24 protein-coding genes and 1 riboswitch are annotated in these 25,447 nt (G+C 63.7%); of the genes, 13 read left to right on the top strand and 11 right to left on the bottom strand.

What is annotated here, in order from left to right; all coding sequences use genetic code 11:
• Both IT775_RS18780 and lepA read right to left on the bottom strand, forming a co-directional pair.
• Positions 1-224: transposase (locus IT775_RS18780; protein WP_212702779.1), on the bottom strand; the 224-nt coding region annotated here is incomplete at its 3' end.
• A gap of 180 nt (positions 225-404) precedes the next feature.
• Complete coding sequence (lepA, locus tag IT775_RS18775; protein ID WP_212702778.1) at positions 405-2,204, bottom strand: translation elongation factor 4; 1,800 nt, start codon at positions 2,202-2,204, stop codon at positions 405-407.
• Positions 2,205-2,239: 35 nt separating this feature from the next.
• On the opposite strand from lepA, the gene IT775_RS18770 reads away from it, so the two are divergent.
• Complete coding sequence (locus IT775_RS18770; protein WP_212702777.1) at positions 2,240-3,154, top strand: DUF6782 family putative metallopeptidase; 915 nt, start codon at positions 2,240-2,242, stop codon at positions 3,152-3,154.
• 157 nt (positions 3,155-3,311) lie between these two features.
• Here the strand turns inward: IT775_RS18770 and IT775_RS18765 are convergent, their stop codons facing one another.
• Entirely contained in the window at positions 3,312-3,719 is a 408-nt protein-coding gene (locus IT775_RS18765) for a universal stress protein (protein WP_212702776.1), read from the bottom strand.
• Positions 3,720-3,928: 209 nt separating this feature from the next.
• On the opposite strand from IT775_RS18765, the gene IT775_RS18760 reads away from it, so the two are divergent.
• On the top strand, positions 3,929-4,312 hold the full coding sequence (locus IT775_RS18760) for a hypothetical protein (RefSeq protein WP_212702775.1): 384 nt from the start codon (positions 3,929-3,931) through the stop codon (positions 4,310-4,312).
• A 31-nt stretch (positions 4,313-4,343) separates the two neighbouring features.
• Here IT775_RS18760 and cutA read toward each other — a convergent pair whose 3' ends face one another.
• Together cutA and IT775_RS18750 are read right to left on the bottom strand one after the other, a co-directional pair.
• Complete coding sequence (gene cutA, locus IT775_RS18755; RefSeq protein ID WP_212702774.1) at positions 4,344-4,658, bottom strand: divalent-cation tolerance protein CutA; 315 nt, start codon at positions 4,656-4,658, stop codon at positions 4,344-4,346.
• A gap of 115 nt (positions 4,659-4,773) precedes the next feature.
• Positions 4,774-5,070: a type II toxin-antitoxin system Phd/YefM family antitoxin gene (locus IT775_RS18750; protein WP_212702773.1), complete on the bottom strand. Its 297-nt coding sequence runs from the start codon at positions 5,068-5,070 to the stop codon at positions 4,774-4,776.
• Positions 5,071-5,316: 246 nt separating this feature from the next.
• Between IT775_RS18750 and IT775_RS18745 the strand changes: the two genes are divergently transcribed.
• Positions 5,317-5,499 carry a CTP synthetase gene (locus IT775_RS18745; protein WP_212702772.1) on the top strand — a complete coding sequence of 61 codons (183 nt, stop codon included), beginning with the start codon at positions 5,317-5,319 and terminating at the stop codon, positions 5,497-5,499.
• Positions 5,500-5,582: 83 nt separating this feature from the next.
• Here the strand turns inward: IT775_RS18745 and IT775_RS18740 are convergent, their stop codons facing one another.
• Positions 5,583-6,338 (bottom strand): alpha/beta fold hydrolase, encoded by a 756-nt coding sequence (locus tag IT775_RS18740; RefSeq protein WP_212702771.1) that lies wholly within the window; start codon positions 6,336-6,338, stop codon positions 5,583-5,585.
• A 62-nt stretch (positions 6,339-6,400) separates the two neighbouring features.
• On the opposite strand from IT775_RS18740, the gene IT775_RS18735 reads away from it, so the two are divergent.
• Positions 6,401-6,775, top strand: a complete 375-nt coding sequence (locus tag IT775_RS18735; protein WP_212702770.1) for a hypothetical protein — start codon at positions 6,401-6,403, stop codon at positions 6,773-6,775.
• Positions 6,776-6,818: 43 nt separating this feature from the next.
• Here IT775_RS18735 and IT775_RS18730 read toward each other — a convergent pair whose 3' ends face one another.
• Both IT775_RS18730 and glyA read right to left on the bottom strand, forming a co-directional pair.
• On the bottom strand, positions 6,819-7,916 hold the full coding sequence (locus IT775_RS18730; RefSeq protein ID WP_212702769.1) for a saccharopine dehydrogenase family protein: 1,098 nt from the start codon (positions 7,914-7,916) through the stop codon (positions 6,819-6,821).
• Positions 7,917-7,926: 10 nt separating this feature from the next.
• Complete coding sequence (gene glyA / locus IT775_RS18725; RefSeq protein WP_212702768.1) at positions 7,927-9,210, bottom strand: serine hydroxymethyltransferase; 1,284 nt, start codon at positions 9,208-9,210, stop codon at positions 7,927-7,929.
• Between the two features lie 170 nt (positions 9,211-9,380).
• Here glyA and IT775_RS18720 point away from each other — a divergent pair, with 170 nt between their 5' ends.
• Both IT775_RS18720 and IT775_RS18715 read left to right on the top strand, forming a co-directional pair.
• Entirely contained in the window at positions 9,381-10,142 is a 762-nt protein-coding gene (locus IT775_RS18720) for an NAD kinase (RefSeq protein WP_212702767.1), read from the top strand.
• A gap of 99 nt (positions 10,143-10,241) precedes the next feature.
• Positions 10,242-12,179 (top strand): cytochrome c3 family protein, encoded by a 1,938-nt coding sequence (locus IT775_RS18715; protein ID WP_212702766.1) that lies wholly within the window; start codon positions 10,242-10,244, stop codon positions 12,177-12,179.
• A 54-nt stretch (positions 12,180-12,233) separates the two neighbouring features.
• Here IT775_RS18715 and IT775_RS18710 read toward each other — a convergent pair whose 3' ends face one another.
• From IT775_RS18710 to IT775_RS18700, 3 genes are all read right to left on the bottom strand, one after another.
• The gene (locus IT775_RS18710) at positions 12,234-12,536 is read right to left on the bottom strand and encodes a DUF4342 domain-containing protein (protein WP_212702765.1); all 303 of its coding nucleotides are present in this window, start codon (positions 12,534-12,536) and stop codon (positions 12,234-12,236) included.
• A 95-nt stretch (positions 12,537-12,631) separates the two neighbouring features.
• A complete protein-coding gene (gene prpE, locus IT775_RS18705) occupies positions 12,632-14,524 on the bottom strand; it encodes a propionate-CoA ligase PrpE (RefSeq protein ID WP_212702764.1) in 1,893 nt (630 codons plus the stop codon).
• 243 nt (positions 14,525-14,767) lie between these two features.
• Positions 14,768-17,047 (bottom strand): NADP-dependent malic enzyme, encoded by a 2,280-nt coding sequence (locus tag IT775_RS18700; protein ID WP_212702763.1) that lies wholly within the window; start codon positions 17,045-17,047, stop codon positions 14,768-14,770.
• A gap of 182 nt (positions 17,048-17,229) precedes the next feature.
• Here IT775_RS18700 and IT775_RS18695 point away from each other — a divergent pair, with 182 nt between their 5' ends.
• The 7 genes from IT775_RS18695 to IT775_RS18665 all read left to right on the top strand — a co-directional run bounded on the left by IT775_RS18695 (position 17,230) and on the right by IT775_RS18665 (position 25,414).
• A complete protein-coding gene (locus tag IT775_RS18695) occupies positions 17,230-17,622 on the top strand; it encodes a cytidine deaminase (RefSeq protein WP_212702762.1) in 393 nt (130 codons plus the stop codon).
• Positions 17,623-17,628: 6 nt separating this feature from the next.
• A complete protein-coding gene (locus IT775_RS18690; protein WP_212702761.1) occupies positions 17,629-18,933 on the top strand; it encodes a thymidine phosphorylase in 1,305 nt (434 codons plus the stop codon).
• A complete protein-coding gene (locus IT775_RS18685; RefSeq protein WP_212702760.1) occupies positions 18,933-20,147 on the top strand; it encodes a phosphopentomutase in 1,215 nt (404 codons plus the stop codon). Before IT775_RS18690 ends, IT775_RS18685 begins: the two co-directional genes overlap by 1 nt.
• On the top strand, positions 20,144-21,130 hold the full coding sequence (locus tag IT775_RS18680) for an adenosine deaminase (RefSeq protein WP_212702759.1): 987 nt from the start codon (positions 20,144-20,146) through the stop codon (positions 21,128-21,130). The genes IT775_RS18685 and IT775_RS18680 overlap by 4 nt, the downstream gene beginning before the upstream one ends.
• Positions 21,127-21,759: a uracil phosphoribosyltransferase gene (gene upp / locus IT775_RS18675; RefSeq protein ID WP_212702758.1), complete on the top strand. Its 633-nt coding sequence runs from the start codon at positions 21,127-21,129 to the stop codon at positions 21,757-21,759. Before IT775_RS18680 ends, upp begins: the two co-directional genes overlap by 4 nt.
• 68 nt (positions 21,760-21,827) lie before the next feature.
• Positions 21,828-23,162: an SPOR domain-containing protein gene (locus IT775_RS18670; RefSeq protein ID WP_212702757.1), complete on the top strand. Its 1,335-nt coding sequence runs from the start codon at positions 21,828-21,830 to the stop codon at positions 23,160-23,162.
• 91 nt (positions 23,163-23,253) lie between these two features.
• Positions 23,254-23,467, top strand: a riboswitch (cobalamin riboswitch).
• A gap of 129 nt (positions 23,468-23,596) precedes the next feature.
• Positions 23,597-25,414 (top strand): TonB-dependent receptor plug domain-containing protein, encoded by a 1,818-nt coding sequence (locus tag IT775_RS18665; RefSeq protein WP_212702756.1) that lies wholly within the window; start codon positions 23,597-23,599, stop codon positions 25,412-25,414.
• Positions 25,415-25,447 lie beyond the last annotated feature (33 nt).

Genomic DNA, 25,447 nt, shown 5'->3' with positions numbered 1-25,447 from the left:
CGGCCGAAGACACCCTTGTCGCTCCATCGCTTCCAGCGGTTGTAGAGCGTTTTGTGCGGACCGTATTCCGCAGGCGCATCGCGCCAACGCAACCCATTGCGATTGATGAAGATAATCCCGCTCAACACACGCCGATCATCGACGCGTGGCTTGCCGTGAGACTTCGGAAAATAGGGCTCAAGGCGCGCCATCTGCGCCTCGGTCAGCCAGAAAAGGTCAGACATTTTACCGCTCGTTTTTCGAACGGTGAATCACGCCACCCGGCGGAAATCAATGGGTCCTGACCCTAGGAACGGCACTTGTAGGTCAGTACGGCACGGGCACTGGCCAAATCTTCGATTTGGATGAACTGCCGAGAGATGTTGCCTCAAAATAAAAAAGCCCGCCATGCGGCGGGCTGTTCCTCAATCGTCCATCTTGAGCGCCGAGATAAACGCTTCCTGCGGGATGTCGACCTTGCCGAACTGGCGCATCTTCTTCTTGCCCGCCTTCTGCTTTTCCAACAGCTTCTTCTTCCGCGTGGCGTCGCCGCCGTAGCATTTCGCGGTCACGTCCTTGCGCAGCGCCGACAGGGTTTCGCGGGCGATCACCTTGCCGCCGATGGCGGCCTGGATCGGGATCTTGAACATGTGGCGCGGGATCAGCTCTTTCAGCTTTTCGCACATGGCGCGGCCGCGCATTTCGGCCCGGTCGCGATGGACCATGGTGGAGAGCGCATCGACCGGTTCGTCGTTCACCAGCACTTGCATCTTGACCAGGTTGTCTTCGCGGTAGCCGGTCATCTGGTAATCGAAGCTGGCATAGCCCTTGGTCACCGATTTCAGCCGGTCGTAGAAATCGAACACCACCTCGTTCAGCGGCAGGTCATAGACCACCATGGCGCGGGTGCCGGCATAGGTCAGGTCCATCTGGATGCCGCGGCGGTCCTGGCAGAGTTTCAGAACGTCGCCCAGGTATTCGTCGGGCACCATGATGGTGGCCTTGATGCGCGGTTCCTCGATATGATCGACGGTGGAGGGGTCGGGCATGTCGGCGGGGTTGTGCAGCTCGATCATCGAGCCGTCTTTCATGTAGATGTTGTAGATCACCGACGGCGCGGTGGTGATCAGGTCGATATCGTATTCGCGCTCGATCCGGTCGCGGATCACCTCGAGGTGCAAGAGACCGAGGAAGCCGCAGCGGAAGCCGAAGCCGAGCGCGGCGGAGGTTTCCATCTCGTAGCTGAACGAGGCGTCGTTCAGCGCCAGTTTCTCGATCGCGTCGCGCAGGTCCTCGAATTCGGCGCTGTCGACCGGGAACAGGCCGCAGAACACCACCGGTACGGACGGTTTGAAGCCCGGCAGCGGCGTGTCGGTGCCCTTCTTCTCGGTCGTGATGGTGTCGCCGACCTTGGTGTCGCGCACCTGCTTGATCGAGGCGGTGATGAAGCCAATCTCGCCCGGGCCCAGTTCATCCACCGTGGTCATGGCGGGGCGGAAGACGCCGACGCGGTCGACCGGGTAAACGGCGTTGGTCTGCATCATCTTGATGCGCTGGCCCTTCTTCAGCACGCCGTCCATGATGCGGACGAGGACGACGACGCCGAGGTAAGCGTCATACCAGCTGTCCACCAGCATCGCCTTCAGCGGCGCGTCACGGTCGCCGGTGGGGGCGGGCAGGCGGTGCACGATGGCTTCCAGCGTGTCCTCGATCCCGATGCCGGACTTGGCCGAAACCTGGATCGCGTCGGTGGCGTCGATGCCGATCACGTCCTCGATCTGTTCCGCCACCCGGTCGCAGTCGGATGCCGGCAGGTCGATCTTGTTCAGCACCGGGACGATCTCGTGATCGGCCTCGATCGCCTGATAGACGTTGGCGAGCGTCTGCGCCTCGACCCCCTGGGTGCTGTCGACCACCAGCAGCGAGCCCTCGACCGCGCGCATGGAGCGGGAGACCTCGTAGGCGAAGTCGACGTGGCCGGGGGTGTCGATCAGGTTCAGAACGTAGGTTTCGCCGTTCTGCGCGGTGTAATCGATGCGGACCGTGTTGGCCTTGATCGTGATGCCGCGTTCGCGTTCGATATCCATGCTGTCGAGCAGCTGTTCCTTCATGTCCCGGTCCGCCACCGTGTTGGTGGACTGGATCAGCCGGTCGGCCAAGGTGGATTTGCCGTGGTCGATATGAGCCACGATGGAGAAATTGCGGATATGATCAAGGTCGGTCATGAACCGGGATATGCGGTGGAAATACGGATTGGTCAATGGGGCGCGTGCGGTCGGGGGCGCTGTGGGCGCTGGTTTCGCGGGATTCGTGGCCCGAGGGCGAAAAATCGGCACTGATCCCTTGCCCGACGGGGCATTCCGGCGGCATGCTGACCGGCATGACACGGGTCCTGGGGATTGCAGTTCTGTGGGTGTTCGCGCTCTGCGCCGGGGCGGCGGCGCAGCCGGGTATCGCGACGCCCGGCGATTGCCTTGCCGCCGGGACGGATCCGCACACGCCGCCGCAGCGGCGGGTGTCCGGGCTGCTGCGGCGGCTGGCCCCGGTGCTTGAGGTCCTGCCATCCCTGCAGGCGGCGCTCGGCGGGCAGGGACCCGACATCTGCCTGTCGGCGCATCTTTTCGAGGAACATGGCTACATGGAGGCCGATGGCGGCCGGATCGTCCTGAACGCGCGGCTGGACGACGACATCCTGCTGGCGATCCTGCTGCACGAACTGCGGCACCTGGACCAGTTTGCCACCTCGGTCTGCCCCTCCCCCGACCTGTCGATGCAGGAAACGGCACGGTCGGTCATGGCGCTGGAGGCCGATGCCTCGGCCGTCATGCTGCTGGGGGCGTGGTGGCTGCGGCAGCAGGGCGATCCCGGGCCGTGGCGGGCGATCGAGGATTGGCCCTCGGCCCGCGATATCGCCGCGCGCTTCGCCGAGGAAATGGCCGCGAGCGACACGCCGAGAAGCGCGGCGAGCGCCGCCTTCGATCAATGGTACCGGTCGCCCGAACGGGTCGAACAGTATTACCTGAGCATCTGCAGCGATTACCTGGCGCGGGTCGAGGAAAGCAAGGCCTTGCCCCGGTACCAACTGGTGCCGCCGGATTATTTCGAGCAACTTTGCCGTCTGCCCGACGGTACGCCCTATCCCTGCGCCGAACCGGACGGGGCGTTTCCGAGATAGGGGCGAAGGTCCCGGCGCGCACAAGCCGGACAAGTGCCCCCGGCGCTTTCGGCCTTGTCCCGGGTTGCGGGGGCGACCGAGGCCTGCCTTCGCAACAAACTGCGCCACAAAAAGGCCCGCCGCGAAGGGCGGGCCCGGTTGCTTTGCCAAACGCCGCTCAGCGCAGCACGTGCACCGCGCATTTGGCGTGCCGCACCACCTGGGTCGCGGTGCTGCCCAGCAGCAGGTTCTGCATGCCCGGCCGGTGCGAGGCGATCACGATGCAATCGATGCCGTTATCCTCGGCATAATCGACGATGGTACGGCCCGAATGACCGTCGACCACCCGCACATCGGCGTCCTTCATGTCGCCGGCGATCTTCACCAGTTCCTCGGCGATCGACTTCTGCGCGTTGTCATGGAAATCCTGCGGGATATAGGTCAGCGCATACCCCGGCACTTCTTCCATTACGTGCAGCAGGGTGATCTTGCCGTCATCCGTGCGGATCGCCTCGGCAATCTCGAGAGCCCCCGTTGAATCGCGGCCTTCCTCGAACGACACCGGGACCAGGACATTTTTGTACATCACGTTTCCTCCTTTGCTGGGCTCACTTTGGCATAGCGCGAAACGTCCCACTTTGATGCATGTCAGGGTCGACATGAGAAGGTTTTCGGAAAACCTCCTAAAATTTACCCCCTTAAGCCGTTTCTATCTTTAACGACCCGAAAGCAGCGGGAATTTTCTGTGTGTTTTTTGCGAGTAAACGCGACCTCGACGAAAGGTTTTCGATGTATATGAACCCGTTTTTTGTCGTTTGGGGCATCGCCTTGTCCTGCTTGGCCGCCGCGATTCTTCTGCGCCATGAAATCGGGGACCTGTTGACCGTGTCGCCGGAACGGATCCAGGCCGAAATCCAGCTCGACAATCGGTGCAAACTGCAGGAACGCAGCTTCGTGGTGCGGGATATTGACACCGGCAGCTACGCCTTCTTCCGGCAGGGGGTGGCCAAGCTCAGGACGGTGGAACGCAACCGGCTGCGGATCGAATTCGCGCCGCGCTACGCGGCCACGGGGGCGGAACTGTCGCTGCCGTCCTATCCCGCAAAGCAGGAAATGACGCTGTCGGCCTATTGCTACAGCCGCGGCAACTGGCTCAAGAACCTGTTCAACAGCCATTGATCGCCATCGGTCGAACCGGGGGCCGAAACGGTCAGCCGCCGGTTTCGGCCATGACCCAGGCTTCGTAATCGGCGTTGGCGCGTTCCTCGTGTCGCAGGATCGGCGGCATGTCATAGGGGTGCAGCCCGCGGATGGCGAATTCGACCGCGGTTTCCAGCTCGGGTCGGGTGATCAGCGTCAGCGTGATTTCCTCGCTGTAATCCACCCCGTCCAGAGCGCGGTAATGCGATTCGACCGGCGGGTGCAGCGTGGCACGGGCGGCCAGCCGGCGGACAAGCAGGTCATCGGCGATATCCGAGGCGGCATCTGGGTCGGGGCAGGTGACGGTGAAGACGAGAATGGACAACGGGTTCTCCGGGATTGGTCCGGGCCAGAATGGCAGCGCGCGGGCCGTGGTCAAGCCCCGGTGATTCTGGTCCGTGATTTTGGCCGGTGATTCTGGCCCGCGCCTTTCCGGGCCTTCACCACTCCCGTTCCCAATCCCACGGCAGCGGCAGGTCGGTCCCGGGTTCGCTCGCCTTGACCGCCTTCCATCGCGCATACAGCCGGTCCAGCCGGCGGCGTTCCTCGGCCAGGCTTCGGCCTTCCCATTTTTCCAGCAATTCGCATTGGAACATCGGCACCACCGCGCAGCTCGCGGTCCCGTGCTTGGTGATCCAGACCCGGCCGCCGCTTTGCAGAACCCAGTTGGTCAGCTTGGTGGCGTCGCGGCGGAATTCGGTGACGGGGACGATGCGATAGGGGGATAGCTGGGCCATGTGCGATCTTTTCGCAGCCATCATCGCGCGGGCCGGTTAACGGTGCCCTGCGCCACCGCGCGCAAAGGCGCGGAGGATACCGCAAAGGCGCGGGGGATACGTAGCGTTTGGGGCTGCAAAAGCCGCAAATGTGGATGAAATTATGTCGCACCCCGGCACCGCCGCACAATTGATGCAAATCAAGGATGCCAATTCGCGCCGTTGCTAGCAAAAACCCATCGGACAGCACAGGCTCGCGAGGATCACATGTTACGGCTCGGCTTCATCCTGCATCTTTTCATCGGTTCCGCCCTTGCCGGGTCGGCGATGATCGTGGCTCTGGTGATGGGCTATGGCACGCTACAGCCGATCGTCCTGTCGGCCTTGGTTGGATTTGTTGCAGCTTTCCCAGTGACTTACTTCGTCGCCAAGGCGCTGTACAACGAATGACGGAATGCCCGCCAAAAGCGGGTTCAGGGGGTGGCGGCCAGGAAGGGAAGGGGTCCCCGACAGGGCCGTCACCACCGTAAATCTCAGCCCAGGAAGGCGCGCACCGCCGCTTCGAATTCGCGCGGTTTCTCGGCATGAAGCCAATGTCCCGCGCCGGGGATCTTGGCGAACTTCGCGGCGGGAAAAAATCCTTTGATCACGGGGCGATGCTCCGATTTGACGTAATCGGAATCGGCCCCCGACAGGAACAGGGTGGACCCGTCGAACCGCCCGCCAACCGGCGGGAAGTCCAGGATTTTTTCCATGTCGCGTTCCAGCGCGTCGAGGTTCAGCCGCCAGCGTTTCTCGGCCACGTCGAGCGATTGGGTGAAGAACGTCGGCAACACCGGATCGTCGACGATCTCGCGCAGTTGCGCCTCGGCGTCCGAACGTTTCTCGACCTTGCTCAGATCCACCGCCCGCATCGCCTTGATGTATTGGAGCTGCGAATGGCCATAGCCGACCGGCGCGATGTCGGCCACGATCAACCGATTGACAAGGTTGGGATATTTCAGGGCCAGCACCATCGCCGCCTTGCCGCCCATGGAATGGCCCAGCACGTCCATCGGGGCGCCTTGCGCGCGGATCACCTCGGCCAGGTCGTCGGCCATGTCTTCGTATCCGTGGCTATCGTGCCACGGGCTGAAGCCGTGGTTGCGCTGATCGACGGCAATCACCTGGCGTTCATCCGACAGGCGCTTGGCGATCACGCCCCAATTGCGCCCGGACCCGTAAAGGCCGTGAACGATCAGAAGCGAAGGACGGTCGGTTTTTTCACCGTGGACAATCTGGTTCAGCATGGTGTCTCAATAGAACAGGGGTACGGAATAGGCCAGAGCCCTTGCCAAGTCGGAGCGGAGCGGTGATCGACGCGAAGGAGCTTGAACGCAAACAGGCGGAACTGGAACGGCTGCTGGAGGAAAAATTCGGCGCCGCCTCAGGCGATCTGCGCGCCCGCATGCGCAAGGTCGGGCGTCGGGTGCCGAAACGGATCCATGCAGCCGCGAGGGTGCTGAGCGAGGCCCGGCTGCAGGAACAGCATCCGAAGCTGCGGCAATTTATCGACGTCTCGGCGGTGAACCGGGCCTATGTCGACATCCGTCGCCACCTGAAAACCATCGACGTGGCCTACCGGCGCAAGGGTGCGGTGCTGGGCGTACTGGGCGGATTGTCCTTCAACCTGCTGATGGCGTTGGCGCTGCTGCTGGGTGTCCTGATGTGGCGGGGGCTTTTATAGGGGCTGCCGCAGAGGGGGCGTCAGCCCCGCCCCACCACTGAAATTACGCATCACGTCGCGTTGTAACCTTCAGTCGGGAAAGGGCCTTCTCCGCCTCTTCCAGCGAAAATATCGCCAAGGCAGGCCGCGCGCCCGTGGTATATTGCCCTGCGACGAGCTTGTTGATCGCGATGAGGGCGGGAATGGCCGGGATGAAAGGGCCGTCGCCCGCTTCGGCGATCAATGTCCAGCGACGGGTCGCCGGAGAACCGTCGATCTCGCCACGGATTTCGACCACCATCCCGCCCCGGTCGGTGCCTGCCCCTTCGAACCAGGTTGCGACGCGATGGAACACAGGGGTGAACCGTGCGACCGAGGGCATCAGCCCCCGGGCGCGGAACCAGGACAGCAGCGCCAGGGAGGACTGCATCCAGCCAAGTTCCAGCCCGGCACGGAATTCAACCGTTCGCGCGCCGAAATAATCGGGAAACAGAAGCAGGTCCGGCGCACCTATCAGCGCGGCACGGCGCGAAAGCCCCGGTGCAAGTTCGTAGGTTTTCGACCCGGACCAGCCTCGCGCCGATTGCCAGGCCCCGTCGCGCCACAATCGAATTGGCGCGCCGACCTGCCCAAGAATGGCCTGCATAACGGACCGGCCACGCGGTGCGCGGTTCCCGGGAAGGATGGCGGCCTCGATATGTTCGATCCGGGCCAGATCCCGGGCCAGTGCCGAAACCGCCGCCGAGGATAGCGCGGGAACAGAGGACACGCCGGACAGGGCCGTCACGCCCTTGCTACGGGCAAGATCATCCAAAGAAGTGATACCGGCGGTAAAAGCGCCATCGTCGGACAGGTCCAGGTAATGCAGCCCGGCGTCGATCGCCTGTAGCGCAATGCGACACCGATCCTCGCCATAGTCCTGAAATGGACCGGCGGCGTCGACTACGATCTGGTGGTCTTTGAAAAGAGGTGCGGGATTCTGTGCCCGGTCCCATTCGACCGGGGTGCCGCCGTGGGCGTCGGTGAAGCGCTGCGCCGTGGAAAAAGAACGGCTGGTGACGGAAAAGTCCCAGCCGTCCTGCAATAGCATGTGGGCCAGTTTCGATCCGAAAACGCCGGTGCCCCCAAGGATCAGGATCTTGGGGGCACGCGGTTGTTTCATCGTTCCGGCCTTACAGCTCGGGATAGAGCGGGAACTTCGCGCAGAGCGCCTCGACCTCGGCTTTCACCTTGGCCTCGACCTCACCGTTGCCCTCTTCGCCATTTGCGGCCAGCCCGTCGACCACTTCGACGATCCAGTCGGCGATCTGGCGGAACTCGGCCTCGCCGAAGCCGCGGGTGGTGCCGGCCGGGGTGCCGAGGCGGATGCCCGAGGTCACCATCGGCTTTTCCGGGTCGAACGGAATGCCGTTCTTGTTGCAGGTGATATGGGCACGGCCCAGGGCCTTTTCGGTGGCGTTGCCCTTCACGCCCTTGGGACGCAGGTCGACCAGCATCACGTGGGTGTCGGTGCCGCCGGTGACCATGTCCAGGCCGCCCTTCATCAGCTGATCGGCCAGCGCCACGGCGTTTGCACGAACCTGCTTCTGGTAGGTCTTGAACTCGGGGCGCAGCGCTTCGCCGAAGGCCACTGCCTTGGCGGCGATCACATGCATCAGAGGGCCGCCCTGGATGCCGGGGAAGATGGCCGAGTTGACCTTCTTGGCGATCGCTTCGTCATTGGTCAGGATCATGCCGCCGCGCGGGCCGCGCAGGGTCTTGTGCGTGGTGGTGGTGGCAATGTCGGCATAGGGGAAGGGCGAGGGATGTTCGCCCGCCGCGACCAGACCGGCGAAGTGTGCCATGTCGACCATCAGGAACGCGCCGACGCTGTCGGCGATTTCGCGGAACTTGGCGAAATCGATCTGGCGCGGGATGGCGGAACCGCCGGCGATGATCAGCTTGGGCTGGTGTTCCTTGGCCAGCGCCGCGACCTCGTCATAATCGATCAGGCTGTCCTGCTTGCGCACGCCGTACTGGACCGCGTTGAACCACTTGCCCGACTGGTTCGGGGCGGCGCCGTGGGTCAGGTGACCGCCCGAGGCCAGGTTCATGCCCAGGATGGTGTCGCCCGGCTTGATCAGCGCCATGAAGGCGCCCTGGTTGGCCTGCGACCCGGAATTGGGCTGCACGTTGGCGAAACCGCAGCCGAACAGTTGCTTGGCCCGTTCGATGGCCAGGTTTTCGGCCACGTCGACATATTGGCAACCGCCGTAATAACGCCGCCCGGGATAGCCTTCGGCGTACTTGTTCGTCATGACGGAACCCTGCGCTTCCATCACCGCCGCGGAGACGATGTTTTCGGAGGCGATCAGCTCGATCTCGTTACGCTGGCGGTCAAGCTCGTGGGTGATCGAGTTGAACAGCTCGGGATCGCGGGAAGACAGTGCTTCGGTGAAGAAACCGGTATCGGACATCGGGTACTCCGTCATGGGAAGTTGGATTGGCCGCTAGGTAAAGGAAATACGACGATTGGGGAAGGCCCTATTGCGACGCAACGGCGAACACGTGCGGCAGGGGTGGCGCCTCCCCGCAACTTGTGGTTCGATTGGCGCGAATTGACCCCAATCGGAAACAGGGCCGCCGCATGTCACTCCGTATCGCCTTCGTCGCCAGCGACAGCCCGACGGCCCGAACAGCCCACGCCGCGCTTGTCGGCCGTTACGGCCAGGTCCCCGAGGAAGAGGCCGACGTGATCGTGGCTCTAGGCGGCGACGGGTTCATGCTGAGCACGCTGCACCGGACACAGCATCTGGATATCCCGGTCTATGGTATGAACCGCGGTACGGTCGGGTTTCTGATGAACGAATATTCCGAATCCGACCTGAAGGACCGGCTGAAGGCGGCCGAGGAAGAGGTCATCAACCCGCTGTCGATGCGCGCCACCTGCGCCGACGGCACCGTGCACGAAGCGTTGGCGCTGAACGAGGTGTCGGTGCTGCGCAGCGGGCCGCAGGCGGCCAAGCTGAAGATCACCGTGGATGGCCGGCTCAGGATGGATGAACTGGTCTGTGACGGCGCGCTGCTGGCGACGCCGGCCGGATCGACCGCCTATAACTATTCCGCCCACGGGCCGATCCTGCCGATCGGGTCGGACGTTCTGGCGCTGACCGCGATCGCGCCGTTCCGGCCGCGCCGCTGGCGCGGGGCGCTGCTACCGAAGACGGCGCATGTGCGATTCGACGTTCTGGAGGCTGACAAGCGCCCGGTGATGGCCGAGGCCGACAGCAACCTTGTCGCCGATGTGGTCAGTGTCGAAATCCGTTCGGAACCCGGCATCGAACACCGCATTCTGTTCGATCCCGGTCACGGGCTGGAAGAGCGGCTGATCCGCGAACAATTCGTCTGACCGGTGGGGGTGGGTTTCGCGGCGCTGCAGATGCTTGTCCGGCAGGCGGCGCTCGCCTAGCATGGCCGCGATTTCATTGATCCCATTCAAGGCTTGGCCATGCTTCCGAAACGCTTTTTTAACCTTGTGGCGGCGCTTGGCCTGACGGTGCAGCTTGTGGCCTCTGCCAGGGCTTCGGATGTTCTGGGCGACTACGGCATTGCCGTCACCGAAGGCGCGGCAGCCGGATACGTCCCGGATGAAACCTGCGCCGATTGCCATCAGGACAAGGCGGAAAGCTTTGCCGAAATGGGCATGGCGAAAAGTTTCTACCGGCCATCGCCAGACAAGGTCATCGAAGATTTCGATAACGCGCATTTCTTTCATGAACCGTCCCGGCGGCATTACGAAATGCAACTGCGCGACGGCGAATACTGGTTCGTCCGCTACCAGCTGAATGCCGATGGCGACCGCATCCACATGTTCGAACAGAAAGTCGACTGGATCCTCGGATCTGGGCATCACAGCCGGATCTACCTTTACCAGACCGCGAATGGTGCGCTGTTTCAGTTGCCGCTGGCCTGGTACAGTCAGGGCGCGGGCAAATGGGAAATGGCGCCGGGGTTCGAATTCGCCGACCATCTTGGTGTGAACCGGGCAGTGCGCAAACGCTGCATGGCCTGCCACAACGCCTTTCCCGACGTCCCCGAGGGCAGCGATCGTCCCGGCATGCCCGAGGTTTTCACGGCCCACCTGCCCGAAGGGATCGGTTGCCAGCGCTGCCACGGGCCGGGGGCGGACCATGTCGAAAAGGTGCTGGCGGGCGAAAGCGAACTGGAAGAAATCCGGGCGGCCATCGTGCAGCCCGGCAAGCTGCCCGATGATCGCCTGTATGGCATCTGCTATGGCTGCCACATGCAGCCCAGCGTTGCGGTGACGCCCGAACTCAGGCTCGGCCGCTCGGTCTATTCCTTCCGGCCCGGGCAGCGCTTGTCTGACTACAAGGTCTTCCTTGATATCGACGACGCCCTGCGGATGCGCGAGGACCGGTTCGACATCAACCACCATCCCTTCCGCATGGAACAAAGCCGGTGTTTCATCGAAAGCGAAGGGCAGCTGGGATGCCTGACCTGCCACGACCCGCATGTGAAGATCAAACCGCAGGAACGCGCCGCGCATTACCGTGCCGCCTGCCTGAGCTGTCACGACAGCGACGACCGGGGGCTGCCGGTCATGCAGGGCGGCGATCCGCACCCCGATATCGCCGCGGATGCCGATTGCACCACCTGCCACATGCCCGCACGCCGCACCCAGGACGTGATCCATGCCACCATGACCGATCATCGGATCGTGCGCGATCCCGGCCCGTTGCAGGCGCTGACCCGGCCGCTGACAAAAGTTCCGGCCGAGGTGATCGAGGTCAGCCTGCTTTATCCCGACACACCGCTCAACGAGGCGGAAAAGCTGCTGGCCAAGGCGCATGGCGTTCTGGTCAACCAGGGTTACAAGGCGGATTATGCGGCCGCCGCGATAGCGAATGTCATGGCCTCGGGCGAGGTGCAGCACTACGAGCCCTGGATGGCCCTGTCACGGGCCTATTACCAGCAGAAGAACTTCGAGAAAGCGGCGGATGCGGCGGAGCAAGGGTTGGCGCTTGCCCCCGATATTGCCCAGTTGCGGCTGCAACATGCGGCGGCGCTGTTCGCCGCGGGGCGGCGCGACGAGGCGATCGGCGAAACCGAGCGCCTGGTGACGGATTTTCCCGACTACGCCCATGCGCGCTATGACCTGGCGCTGTTCTACTTCGGCACCGACCGGATGATAGAGGCGCGGCAACAGGCGCAGGAGGCGATCCGGCTGCAAAGCACCCATTGGCACGCCTGGCGGCTGCTGGCCCGCATCGCGGTGCGCGCGGACGAGGGAGAGGCTGCGATCGACGCATATCTGCGGGCGCTTGACATCGAACCGGGCGCGCGCGCGCTGCGCGACGAATTCCGCGCCCATCTCAATGCCGCGGGCCGGGCGGAGGAGGCGCGACGCTACGAAGTGGCCGAATAGGCCCCGTCATCGCGTCGCCCGGCAATCCTGCGCGGCCTGGTTTCAGGCCCTGTTTTAAGCAGAGGTGTCTTCGCCTTCCTCGTCTTCCTCGCGGACGATTTCGATCTTTACCTTGCTGGCAAAGGCCGCGATGGCGCCGATGATCGCCAGCACGGGGGCGGCAAGGACCACGACACCGCCAGCGATCGCGCCGACCGAAAGCGGGATGTCGACGGCCACATCGCCGTCCGGTTCGATGATGCGCACCCGGCGCACCTGCGTCTCGGCGGCGAGTTCCTTGATCTTGGCGATCAGGGCCTCGCTGGAAATTTCGATCTCTTCCTTCCAGGTTTTCCTGTCTTGGGACTCTTCAGTCATGTCCGTACCCTCTGAATGACAAAATTAAGCCCAGACTAGCCGAAAGGGCGAGGTCTGGGCTTGATTCAAATCAGGTCAGGCACGTTGCCGCGGAATTATGCCTTGGCGTAACCGATGGACTGCAGCGCGTCCTTGATTTCATCGAGGATCGCCGGGTCGTCGATGGTCGCGGGCATCTTGAAATCCTTGCCGTCGGCGATCGACACCATGGTGCCGCGCAGAATCTTGCCCGACCGGGTTTTCGGCAACCGGTCGACCACCACGGCCAGCTTGAATGCCGCCACCGGGCCGATCTTGTCGCGCACCAGCTGTACCACTTCCTTGACCACGTCCTCATGCGGGCGGTTCGATCCGGCGTTGAGGCACAGGAAGCCCACCGGCAATTGCCCCTTCAGGTCGTCGCTGACTCCGATCACCGCGCATTCGGCAACGTCGGGATGGCCGGCCAGAACCTCCTCCATGCCGCCCGTCGACAGCCGGTGCCCGGCGACGTTGATGACATCATCGGTGCGCGCCATGATGTAGAGATAGCCGTCTTCGTCCTTCATTCCCGCATCGCCGGTCTCGTAATAACCGGGGAAGGTATTCAGGTAGGATTTGCGGAACCTCTCCTCGGCGTTCCACAGGGTCGGCAGGGTGCCCGGCGGCAGCGGCAGCTTGATCGCGATGGCGCCCAGTTCTCCGTCCTTCACCGGGTGGCCGCCCTCGTCGAGGATCTGCACGTCGTAGCCCGGCATCGGCACCGAGGGGCTGCCGAGCTTGATCGGCAATTCCTCGATCCCCAGCGGGCTGGCGGCGATGGCCCAGCCGGTTTCGGTCTGCCACCAGTGGTCGATCACCGGCACGCCCAGCTGAGCCTGCGCCCATTCGATGGTGTCGGGATCGGCGCGTTCACCGGCGAGGTAGACCTGCTTCAGGCCGCTGAGGTCGTATTTTTTGACGAATTCGCCCTTCGGATCCTCGCGCTTCACCGCGCGGAAGGCGGTGGGGGCGGTGAAGAAGCTTTTCACCTTATGTTCGGAAATTACCCGCCAGAAGGTGCCCGCATCCGGGGTGCCGATGGGTTTGCCCTCGAACACGATGGTGGTGTTTCCATGCACCAGCGGGGCGTAGCAGATATAGCTGTGCCCGACGACCCAGCCGACATCGGAAGCCGCCCAGAACACGTCGCCCGGATCGACATTGTAGACGTTCTTCATCGTCCAGTTCAGCGCCACCAGATGCCCCGCGGTCGGGCGGACGACGCCCTTGGGCTGGCCGGTGGTGCCCGAGGTGTAGAGGATATAGGCGGGGTGATCGCCTTCGACCGGGACGCAGTCTGCCGGATCGACGCCGTACTGGAAGCCGTGCCAGTTGAAGTCGCGGCCCTCTTCCAGATGCGCGACCTCGTTTTCGCGCTGGAAGATGACGGTGAATTCGGGCTTGTGCTCGGCCAGGTCGATGGCCCCGTCAAGCAGCGGTTTGTAATGCACCACCCGGCCCGGTTCGATACCGCAGGACGCGGCGATGATGCATTTGGGTTTCGCGTCGTCGATCCGCACCGCCAGTTCGTTGCTGGCAAAGCCCCCGAACACGACCGAGTGGATCGCTCCCAGTCGGGCACAGGCCAGCATCGCCTCCAGCGCTTCGGGCATCATCGGCATGTAGATGATGACGCGGTCGCCCTTTTCGACGCCCTTGGCGCGCAGCGCGCCGGCCAGGCTGGCCACGCGGTTGCGTAATTCGACATAGGTGATCCATTTCTTCGACCCGGTGACGGGGCTGTCATGGATGATGGCGACCTGATCGCCGCGCCCGTTTTCCACATGGCGGTCAACGGCGTTCCAGCAGGTGTTGACCTTCGTGTCCTTGAACCATTCGTACAGCGGTGCGTTTTCGTCCGAGAGCGCCTTTTTCGGGGGCTCGACCCAGTCGATCGCCTTTGCCGCATCCAGCCAGAATGCTTCGGGATCCTTCTGCCACCCCTGGTAAACGTCCTTATACGCCATCACATGCCTCCTCCTGCATCGGTGGAAACAGGTGTATCGGAGCGACAAGTTTTCCCGCAAGCGCGTTACCGGTCACAGTGGCCGATTTACGCGGATTAGCCCGAATATTTGCAGAAATTGCAAAATATGACCGGAAATCCTTTGCAAACCTTCCGTAATTATTCGCGAAACTTTGGAAATTATCTTAGATTTGCAAACTTTGGGATTCGGCCGGGCAGCGCGAACCGCCCGGCCTCCTGTGTCTCAGCCGTAATGCGCCACCGGGGTTCCGGCGATGGCGGCCATGTTCAAAAGCCCCCGCGCGGTGATCGAAGGCGACACGATATGGGCGCGGTTGCCCATGCCCATCAGGATCGGCCCGACCTCCAGCCCGTCGGCACGCATCTTCAGGATGTTGCGTACGCCCGACGCGGCGTCGGCATGGGCAAAGACCAGAACGTTGGCCGCTTCGCGCAGGCGCGAATTGGGGAAGATGCGGTTGCACAGCTCCGGATCCAGCGCGGTTTCGAGGTTCATTTCGCCCTCATAGGTGAAATCGCAGGGCTTGCTGTCGAGGATCGCCAGTGCCTCGCGCAGGCGCTTGCCCGATCCTTCGCTGTGATTGCCGAACTGCGATTGCGAACACAGCGCGATCTTGGGTTCCAGCCCGAACCGGCGCACGTGGCGCGCGGCGCCTTCGGTGATCCTGGCGATGCTTTCGGGGCTGGGAAGTTCATGCACCTGAGTATCGGCGATGAACAGCGGGCCGCCCTCGAGGATCATCAACGAAAGCGCGCCGTGCGGCGACAGCTCATCGCTGCCCAGGATCTGTGTGACGTAGTTCAGGTGCCAGCGATATTCGCCGAAAGTGCCGCAGATCAGGCTGTCGGCGTCGCCGCGATGCACCGCCACCGCGCCGATGGCGGTGGTGTTGGTGCGCATGATCGCCTTAGCGATATCCGGCGTGACGCCCCGGCGTTGCATCAGTTCGTGATAGGACTGCCAGTAATCGCGGTAGCGGGAATCGCTTTCGGGGTTCACCACTTCGAAATCCTTGTCGGGACGGATGGTCAGCCCGGCGCGTTCGCAGCGGGTTTCGATCACGTCCGGGCGACCGATCAGGATCGGGGTTTCGGTGGTTTCCTCCAGCACCGCCTGCGCGGTGCGCAGCACCCGTTCGTCTTCGCCCTCGGCAAAGACGATCCGGCGCGCGGCGGCGCGGGCGGCATCGAAGACGGGGCGCATCAGCAGCGCGGATTTGAACACCGACTGGTTCAGCTTGTGCTTGTAGGCGTCCAGATCCTCGATCGGTCTTGTGGCGACGCCGCTGTCCATCGCGGCCTTGGCGACCGAGGCCGACACCACGCCGACAAGGCGCGGATCGAAGGGCTTCGGGATCAGGTAATCGGCGCCGAAGGTCAATTGCTCGCCCTTGTAGGCCGCCGCGGCCTCGGCGCTGGTGGTTGCGCGGGCCAGTTCCGCGATCCCGGCGACGCAGGCCAGCGACATGTCGTCGTTGATCTCGGTCGCACCGACATCCAGCGCACCGCGGAAGATGAAGGGGAAGCACAGCACGTTGTTGACCTGGTTCGGGAAATCCGACCGCCCCGTCGCGATGATCGCGTCGGGGGCGACCGCGCGCGCCGCGTCGGGCATGATTTCCGGGGTCGGGTTGGCCAGCGCGAAGATGATCGGCCGCTTGGCCATCTTGGCCACCATGTCGGGGGTCAGGACGCCGGGACCGGACAGGCCAAGGAACATGTCGGCATCGTCGATCACATCGTCCAGCGTACGTTTGTCGCTGGCTTGGGCGAATTCCGCCTTTTGCGGGGTAATGTCTTCGCTTCGGCCCTCGTAGACAAGCCCGTGAATATCGCAGAGCCAGACGTTTTCCCGCTTCACCCCCAGTTTCAGCAGCATGTTGAGGCAGGCGATGCCAGCCGCGCCGCCACCGGTGGACACGATCTTGATATCCTCGAAGGCCTTGCCCGCCACCCGGAGCGCGTTGGTGGCGGCAGCTCCCACGACGATGGCGGTGCCGTGCTGATCGTCGTGGAAAACGGGGATGTTCATCCGTTCGCGGCAGATCTTTTCGACGATGAAGCAATCGGGCGCCTTGATGTCTTCCAGGTTGATCGCCCCGAAGGTTGGGCCAAGCGCACAGACGATATCGGCCAGCTTTTCCGGATCGCTTTCATCCACCTCGATGTCGAAACAGTCGATATTGGCGAATTTCTTGAACAGAACCGCCTTGCCTTCCATCACCGGCTTGGACGCCAGCGCACCGATATTGCCCAGCCCCAGAACGGCGGTGCCATTCGACACCACCGCCACCAGGTTGCCGCGCGCGGTATAGCGGCTGGCATTGGCCGGGTCGGATTTGATCTCGAGGCAGGCCTCGGCGACGCCGGGGCTGTAGGCGCGGCTCAGGTCGCGGCCATTGGCCAGGGGTTTAGTTGCACGGACCTCCAGCTTACCGGGCTTGGGGTGTTCATGGTAAAACAGCGCCGCCTGGCGCAGGGATTCATTCTGGTTGTCACTCATGGGATCCTCCGCTCGGGTTAGTTTAGCGTTAAACTACTTTTTGAGGGGATGAAAGATGATGTTTTTTCGTTGGCGTCAGGGCCGAGCTTGCAAATGGCCGCGGGGCAGGTCAGAGTTTTCCAAAAGGTAAAAAGCGAAAGCGGGCGCGATCCGGGCCTGCGATCCGGTCAGGAGGTATCAATATGTCATTGCTGGATGCGGCACGCGATGTGCGCGAAAGGGCCTATGCACCTTATTCCAATTTCAAGGTCGGCGCGGCGATCCGGTCGAAATCGGGTGCGATCTATAAAGGCTGCAACGTCGAAAACGCCGCCTATCCCGAAGGCACCTGCGCCGAGGCCGGGGCGATTGCCGCGATGGTGGCGGCCGGCGAAACCGAACTGATCGAGGTCTGCGTGATCGCGGACTCCCCCACACCCGTCACCCCCTGCGGCGGTTGCCGGCAGAAACTGTCGGAGTTCGGCAAGGGCGACGTACCGGTGCGCATGGCGACGACGGACGGGCCCGAGGTTACCGTGACCTTGGAGGAACTGCTGCCTGGGGCGTTCAAGAAGTCCCAGATGGAACGGAGCTGATCCGCGATGGATGCCCGTGCCATCATCGCCAAGGTCCGCGACAAGAAAGCCGTCAGTCGCGACGAATTGAACTGGTTCGCCCAAGGTCTGGCCGACCGCACGGTCAGCGACGCGCAGGCCGGGGCTTTTGCCATGGCCGCGCTGCTGAACGGGTTGGACGAAGAAGGGCGGGTCGGGCTGACGCTCGCGATGCGCGATTCCGGCGATGTTCTGAAATGGAACATGGATCGCCCGGTGCTGGACAAGCATTCCACCGGCGGCGTCGGCGATTGCGTGTCTTTGGTGCTGGCCCCGGCCTTGGTGGTCTGCGGCGCCTGCGTGCCGATGATTTCGGGCCGCGGTCTGGGCCATACCGGCGGCACGCTCGACAAGCTCGAAGCGATCCCCGGCTACCGCACCGACCTGAGCGAGGCGCAGTTCCGCGACGTGGTCGGCAAGGTCGGCTGTTCCATCGTGTCGGCCAGCGGCGATATCGCGCCCGCCGACAAGCGGCTTTATGCGATCCGCGATGTCAGCGCCACGGTGGAAAGCCTTGATCTGATCACCGCCTCGATCCTGTCCAAGAAACTTGCGGCCGGTCTGGAAGGGCTGGTGCTGGACGTGAAGGTCGGCACCGGTGCCTTCATGAAAACTCCCGAAGAGGCGCGCGCGCTGGCGCAGGCGCTTGTCACCACCGCCAATGCCGCCGGGTGCCAGACCTCGGCGCTGATCACCGACATGAACCAGCCGCTGGCGCCCGAACTGGGCAACGCGCTGGAAGTGGCAAGCTCCATGCGGGTGCTGACCGGACAGGCGCAGGGGCCTCTGCTGGAACTGACGGCGCAACTGGGCGGCGTGGCGCTGGCCAATGCGGGGCTGGCCAAGGATGCCGAGGCCGGCGCGAAAATGATCGTCGGCACGATTGCCGACGGCCGCGCCGCGGAGTGTTTCGGCCGCATGGTCGCGGCGCAGGGCGGGCCGGTGCAATTCGTCGACAACTGGCAGCGTTTCCTGCCCGAAGCGCCGGTGATCCGCGAAGTTCTGGCGCGATGCGATGGCTATGTCGCGGCGATGGACGGTCAGGAACTGGGCCTTGCCGTGGTCGAACTGGGCGGCGGCCGACAGGTGGAAAGCGATGTCGTCGACCCCGCGGTGGGCATTTCGGACGTTCTGCCGCTGGGGACCAAGGTGCAGAAAGGCCAACCTTTGGCGCGAGTCCACGCGGCGCGCGAAGCGGCGGCGGATGCGGCCTGCGCCTCGGTCCTGTCGGCGGTGACGCTGGCGCCAAAGGCACCCGATCTGCCGCCGCTTGTGCATGAAAGGATCGGCTGATGGCGCGCGCCTTCGTGATCGTGATCGACAGCGTCGGCATCGGCGGTGCGCCGGATGCCGACCAATTTTTCAACGGCGACAAGCCCGATACCGGCGCCAACACCGTCGGCCATATCGCCCGCGCCTGCGCCGAGGGGCGGGCCGAGGACGGGCGCAGCGGCCCGTTGCATCTGCCGACGCTCGACGCCTTGGGGCTTGGCGCGACGGTCGAGCTGGCCTCAGGCGAGGCCGCCCCGGGGTTGGGGGCGGGTGCCCCCACCGGCTTCTGGGGCGCGGCGTCCGAAGTCAGTCCGGGCAAGGACACGCCCTCGGGCCATTGGGAACTGGCGGGCGTGCCGGTGCCTTGGGACTGGCATTACTTCCCCGATACGAAACCGTCCTTCCCGCCCGATCTGTCGGCCAAGGTGGCCGAACTGGCGGGCACCGATGGCATCCTCGGCGATTGTCATGCAAGCGGAACGAAGATCATCGCCGACCTCGGCGCCGAACATATCCGCAGCGGCTGGCCGATCTGCTATACCTCCGCCGACAGCGTGTTGCAGATCGCAGCACACGAGGAGCATTTCGGGCTCGACCGGTTGCTGAAGCTCTGCCAGGACGTCGCCCCCATCGTGCACGAGATGAAGGTGGGCCGCGTCATCGCGCGGCCCTTTGTCGGCACGGTGGAGAACGGTTTCACCCGCACCACCAACCGCCACGATTACGCCATCGCCCCGCCCGAACTGACGCTGTGTGATTGGGTGCAGGGGCAGGGGCGCCGCGTCTATGCCATCGGCAAGATCGGCGACATCTTTTCCATGCACGGCATCGACGAGGTGCGCAAGGGCAGCGACGCGCAGCTGATGACCCATCTGAACGATCTGGTCGACGAGGCCGAAGACGGCAGCCTGACCTTCGCCAATTTCGTCGAGTTCGACAGCCTTTACGGTCACCGGCGAGACATATCGGGCTATGCCCGGGCGCTGGAATGGTTCGACGCGGAACTGGCCAAGGTCCTGCCGAGGTTGCGCCCGGACGACATGTTGCTGATCACCGCCGATCACGGAAATGACCCCAGCTGGAGCGGCACCGACCACACCCGCGAACGGGTGCCGGTGCTGATCGCGGGCAAGGGCGCGGGCAGCTGCGGGTTGGTCCAATATGTCGATGTCGCGGCCAGCGTGGCCGATCATTTGAATGTGCCCGCGCAGGGGCCGGGACGGAGCTTTTTATGAGTTGGAAGGATTTTCCCAAGGTCGAGCTGCACATGCACCTGGAAGGTGCGGCGCCGCCTGCTTTCGTCCGCGGCTTGGCGCAGGAAAAGAGCATTGACCTGACGGGGGTGTTCGACGAGCGGGGCAATTACACCTTCCGCGATTTCCCCCATTTCCTGCAGGTTTACGAAGCCGCGACGCAGGTGTTGAAAACGCCCGACGACTACCGCCGCCTGACGCTGGCCGTGCTGGAACAATGTGCCGAAAACGGCGTCGTCTATGCCGAAAGCTTCCTCAGCCCAGAATTCTGCGGCGGCCGTGACGTGACGGCCTGGAAGGAATACCTGCACGCGATGCAGGAAGCCGCTGACGCGGCCGAAACGCAAATGGGCATCACCCTGCGCGGCATCGTCACCTGCATCCGCCATTTTGGCCCGGACAAGGCCAAGCAGACGGCGATCTGCGCCGCCGAAACCGCCGGCGACTGGATCACCGGCTTCGGCATGGGCGGCAACGAAGGCATGGGCAGGCAGGGCGATTTCGCCTGGGCCTTCGATTGCGCCCGCGAAGCGGGGCTGCGGCTGACCACCCATGCCGGCGAATTCGCAGGCCCCGCCTCGGTGCGGCAGGCGGTCGAGGACCTGCGGGTGGAACGGATCGGCCACGGGGTGCGCGCCATCGAGGACCCGGCCCTGGTCGACATCCTGGCCGAACGGGAAATCGTGCTCGAGGTCTGTCCGGGATCGAACGTGGTTCTGGGGCTCTATCCTGGCATTGGGGCCCATCCCATCGCCAAGCTGCGCGATGCCGGCGTCAAGGTGACGGTATCGACCGACGATCCGCCCTTTTTCAACACCACCATGACCCGCGAATACGAAGCACTGGAACGCGCCTTCGGCTGGGGCGCGGAGGACTTCGCGGAACTGAATAGAGTTGCCATCGAAGCGGCCTTTTGTGACGATGACACACGAAATCGCATCAAGGAAAGACTGGAGCGAGCATGACCAATCACCTGACCATCGTCGACCACCCGCTGGTACAGCACAAACTGACCCTGATGCGCGACAAAAACGCCTCGACCGGGGAATTCCGCCACCTGCTGCGCGAAATCAGCCTGCTGCTGGCCTATGAGGTCACCCGCGATATGGAGCTGACGACGCGCGCCATTGAAACCCCGATGCAGGAAATGGAAGCCCCGGTTCTGAAGGGCAAGAAGCTGGCCCTGATTTCGATCCTGCGCGCAGGCAACGGCCTGCTGGACGGGGTGATGGAATTGATCCCCTCGGCCCGGGTCGGTTTCGTCGGGCTTTACCGCGACGAGGAAACGCTGAAGCCGGTGCGGTACTACTTCAAGGTTCCCGAAGGGCTCGACGACCGGCTGGTCATCGTCGTTGACCCGATGCTGGCCACCGGCAACAGTTCGGCCGCCGCGATCGATCTGCTGAAGGAAGCGGGCGCTACAAATATCCGTTTCATGTGCCTTCTGGCGGCTCCCGAAGGGGTGGCGCGGATGAAGGAAGCACACCCGGATGTGCCGATCATTACCGCCGCCGTCGACGAGAAGCTGAACGACAAAGGCTATATTGTTCCGGGACTAGGGGATGCGGGTGACCGCATGTTCGGCACAAAATAGGCTGTGATTCGCTTTACTCGTCGAATCAATTCGTGCACAGTGTCCTCACATTTCGTGTGGGGGCACAAATGAAATTTACCAGAGTTTTCGCCAGCGCCGCTTTCCTCGCCTGCGCGGCGGCAGGGGCCGGTCAAACAGCCACCCTGCGCAATGCCGATGAACCGGCGGAATTCCCTCCGGCCAGTTACAAGGGGCAGCATTACGTCGACAGCCGCGGCTGCGTTTACATCCGTGCGGGTATCGACGGCAACGTCACCTGGGTGCCGCGGGTGACCCGCGGGCGCAAGCATATTTGCGATGCCCAGCCGACATTCGCCAAGCCCGCAGCGAAGAACCTGCCGGTGATCGCCGACAAACCCGCCCAGCCGACGCAACCGGCTGCTGCGGAAAAGGTGACGGCCGCGTCGCAGCCGGTTAAAAAACGGGTGAAAGTGGTTCGGCAAACCGAACCGGCTTCGAAGCCGCGAACAACCCGCAAACCGATGACGACCATCGCGTCGATCTTCACGCCGCCCAAGATGATCAAGCCGGTGCGGCCTGCGCCGCAAGCCCGTCCGGCGGCGAACCCGGCCCCGGCCCCCGCTGCAACCACTTGTCGGAACATTTCTGAAATCGGTCGGAAATACATGACCGGTTCCGGGCTGCGCTGTGGCCCGCAGGCGGAATCGCCGTTCAGCGCCACCCGCGGCACCGGGCAGGGTCGCGTCGCCCCCTCTTTTCCGGCGGCCGCCCCTGCCGCGCGCCCCGTGTCGGCAAGGCCGGTGGCCGTCAGTGCCTCCGCCAAATCCCGGATCATGCTGGGCCGCGTCTATGACAACCCGGTCCACGTCCGGGATGCCAATCCAATCCCCGAGGGCTATCGACCGGTCTGGGACGACGACCGGCTCAATCCCTATCGGGGTGGCCGGGACGCCCGTGGCATGGCGCAGATGGATCTGGTGTGGACCCGGACCGTGCCGCGCCAGTTGATCGACCGGACCAGCGGCCGCGACGTGACCCGTCAGCATCCGAACCTTCGCTATCCCTTCACCGACCTGACCACGCAGGTCAGAACGGTCGCCGCGGCCGAGCGCGTCAAGGCCGAGAAGAAGACCCAAGGGGTGATGTCGACGAAATCGCGGGCGCCGGTCAGATCGGCCCCGGCGGCGAAGACGGCCCGGACGGAGCAGGCCAATGGCCGAACCTACGTGCAGGTCGGCACCTTCGGAGTGCCGGACAATGCCCGCAATACCGCGCTGCGTCTGAAAGGCGCCGGGTTGCCTGTGCGGGTCTGGACCACGAAGCGCAAGGGCAAACCCTATCAGGTCGTGGTGGCCGGTCCTTTCCCGTCGGCGTCCGGTGCGCAGCAGGCGCTCGGCACCGTTCGCAAGGCCGGATTCGCGGACGCATTCCTGCGCCGCTGACGTGACACGAACAAAGTTCCCGCGACCCCCCGCCCTCAGGGCGGGGGGTCTTTCTATCCGTCGGCGCGCTTTACAACGTCGCTGGCCATGATTAATTGGACCCCGCTTCGGTCTGGGCAATGAGTCGCCCGGATAATAGGGAACGTGGTGAGGTGTAGCCAACAGGCGCCAATTCCGCGACTGCCCCCGCAACTGTGAGCGGCGAGTGAAGCCGGCAAATGCCACTGCTGTGCAAAACACGGCGGGAAGGCCCGGCTGAACCGAGACCCGCAAGTCAGGAGACCTGCCGAAGCCAACACCCTGTCCGTGCGCGAGGGGCGTCATGGGCTGCGGAATCCTTCCGTCGTGGTGTCCACCGTCTGCGGAGGACAAGCGTTCCCCCAAGGACATGACAAGAACGACCGGCCCGCAGGGCCGTCCATGAGGGACTTGAAATGACCCGCTCTATGCTTTTGGCCTCGGTGGCCGGTTTCGCGCTTCTATCCACCCCGGCCCTGTCCGAAGATACCTATGATCTCGGTGAAATCACCGTATCGGGCAACCTGACACCATTGCCGCTGTCGCGTAGTGGCGCCAGCGTCGATGTCGTGGACGCCGAAGACCTTGATAAATCGAGTTCGCTGGCCCGGGCGCTGACCCGGGTGCCGGGGGTCAGCCTGTCGGCCAATGGCGGTCTTGGCAGCACCACCAATCTACGCATCCGGGGCTTCAACAACAGCTATATCGGGGTGCGGATCGACGGGATCGACGTGACCGACCCGTCCGGCACCCAGACCAGTTTCGATTTCGGCGGCTTCACCACCGGGGCGTTGGGCCGGATCGAGGTTCTGAAAGGGTCGCAATCGGCGCTTTACGGGTCCGAAGCGATCGGCGGCGTGATCGATATCACCACTCCGCGCGCGCAGGAACTGGGCTTTTCGGGCAGCACCGCGCTGGAAGCGGGCAGCTTCGGCACCTATACCGGCAGCCTGAGCCTGGCGCAGAAATCCGACCGGGGCGAGGTTGCCCTGACCTATTCCGCCGTCACCTCCGAAGGTATTTCGGCGCGGTCCGGCGACAGTGAAAAGGACGGGTTCGAACAGCACATGCTGACCCTGTCGGCACGGCACGAGGTCAGCGACGTTCTGACCCTCGGCGGCTCGGCCCTGTGGCGCGACGCCGAGGCCGAAATCGACCGCTCTCCCACCGACAACAGCGGTGAAAACTTTACCGATCAGACGGGCGCGCGCGTCTTTGCCGAACTGGCGACCGGCGCTGTCAAACACACGCTGAGCTTTTCCAAATTCACCTCCGAACGGCGTGACCCGGGCGGCTGGACGACGATGTTCGACGGAGACCGGAAACAGTTCTCCTATCTGGCCAATGCCGACCTGAACAATGGCGCGACGTTGAATTTCGGCCTCGACCGGACCGAGGAAAGCTTCGCCACCGATACCGATAGCGGTGCATATGACACCAATTCGGCCTTCGCCGAACTGCAGCTGGCCCCGGCGGGGAACGTCGACCTGTCGCTGACCGCCCGCTACGATGATCATTCCATCTTCGGCGACAATTTCGGGGGGCGTGTAGCCGGGGTCTGGCGGGTGACCGACGCCACCACCCTGCGCGCCGTCATCGGCACCGGGTTCCGCGCGCCGTCGCTTTACGAACTTTTCAGCCCCTACGGCAATTCGGCCCTGCAGCCGGAACAAAGTCGCAATGCCGAGCTGGGCGTCGAACACGATTTCGGCGGAATGGGGATGCTCAAGGTCACCGCCTTCTACACCGAGGTCGATGACCTGATCGAATTCGACGGCACCTCCACCGCTTGCAGCAGCGGCTGGGGCTGCTATGCCCAAGTGCCGGGCACCACGGTCAGCAAGGGCGTGGAGCTGGCCGGTCAATACGACCTGAATGACCGCGTTTCGGTTTACGGCAACTACACCTACACCGACGCACGCAACAGCGGCGAGCGGCTGACTCGGGTGCCGCGCCATGATCTGGTGCTGGGCGTCGAAGCCGCAATCGGGAACCGCGCTTCGGGCAGCCTCGAGTTGCAGCGCACCGCCGACATCGTGCCAAGCCCCTATGCGCCCGCAGGTCACAAGGTGGGCGATTACACGCTGGTGAACCTGTCGGCCAGCTATGACGTGACCGATACCGCCAAGGCCTATCTGCGGATTGAAAACGCGCTCGACGAAGACTACGAAACCGCGGGCGGTTACAACATGCCGGGCCGCAGCTTCGCATTCGGGCTTCGTGCGGAGTTCTAGGCTGATATCCCTTGTCCCCGCCCTTTTGCTGGC

The organism is Thalassovita aquimarina, assembly GCF_018219815.1.
GTDB classification, from domain to species: Bacteria; Pseudomonadota; Alphaproteobacteria; order Rhodobacterales; family Rhodobacteraceae; genus Thalassobius; species Thalassobius aquimarinus.
Note: the sequence above shows the minus strand (reverse complement) of the source record. Positions and strands in the feature narration are given on the sequence as shown.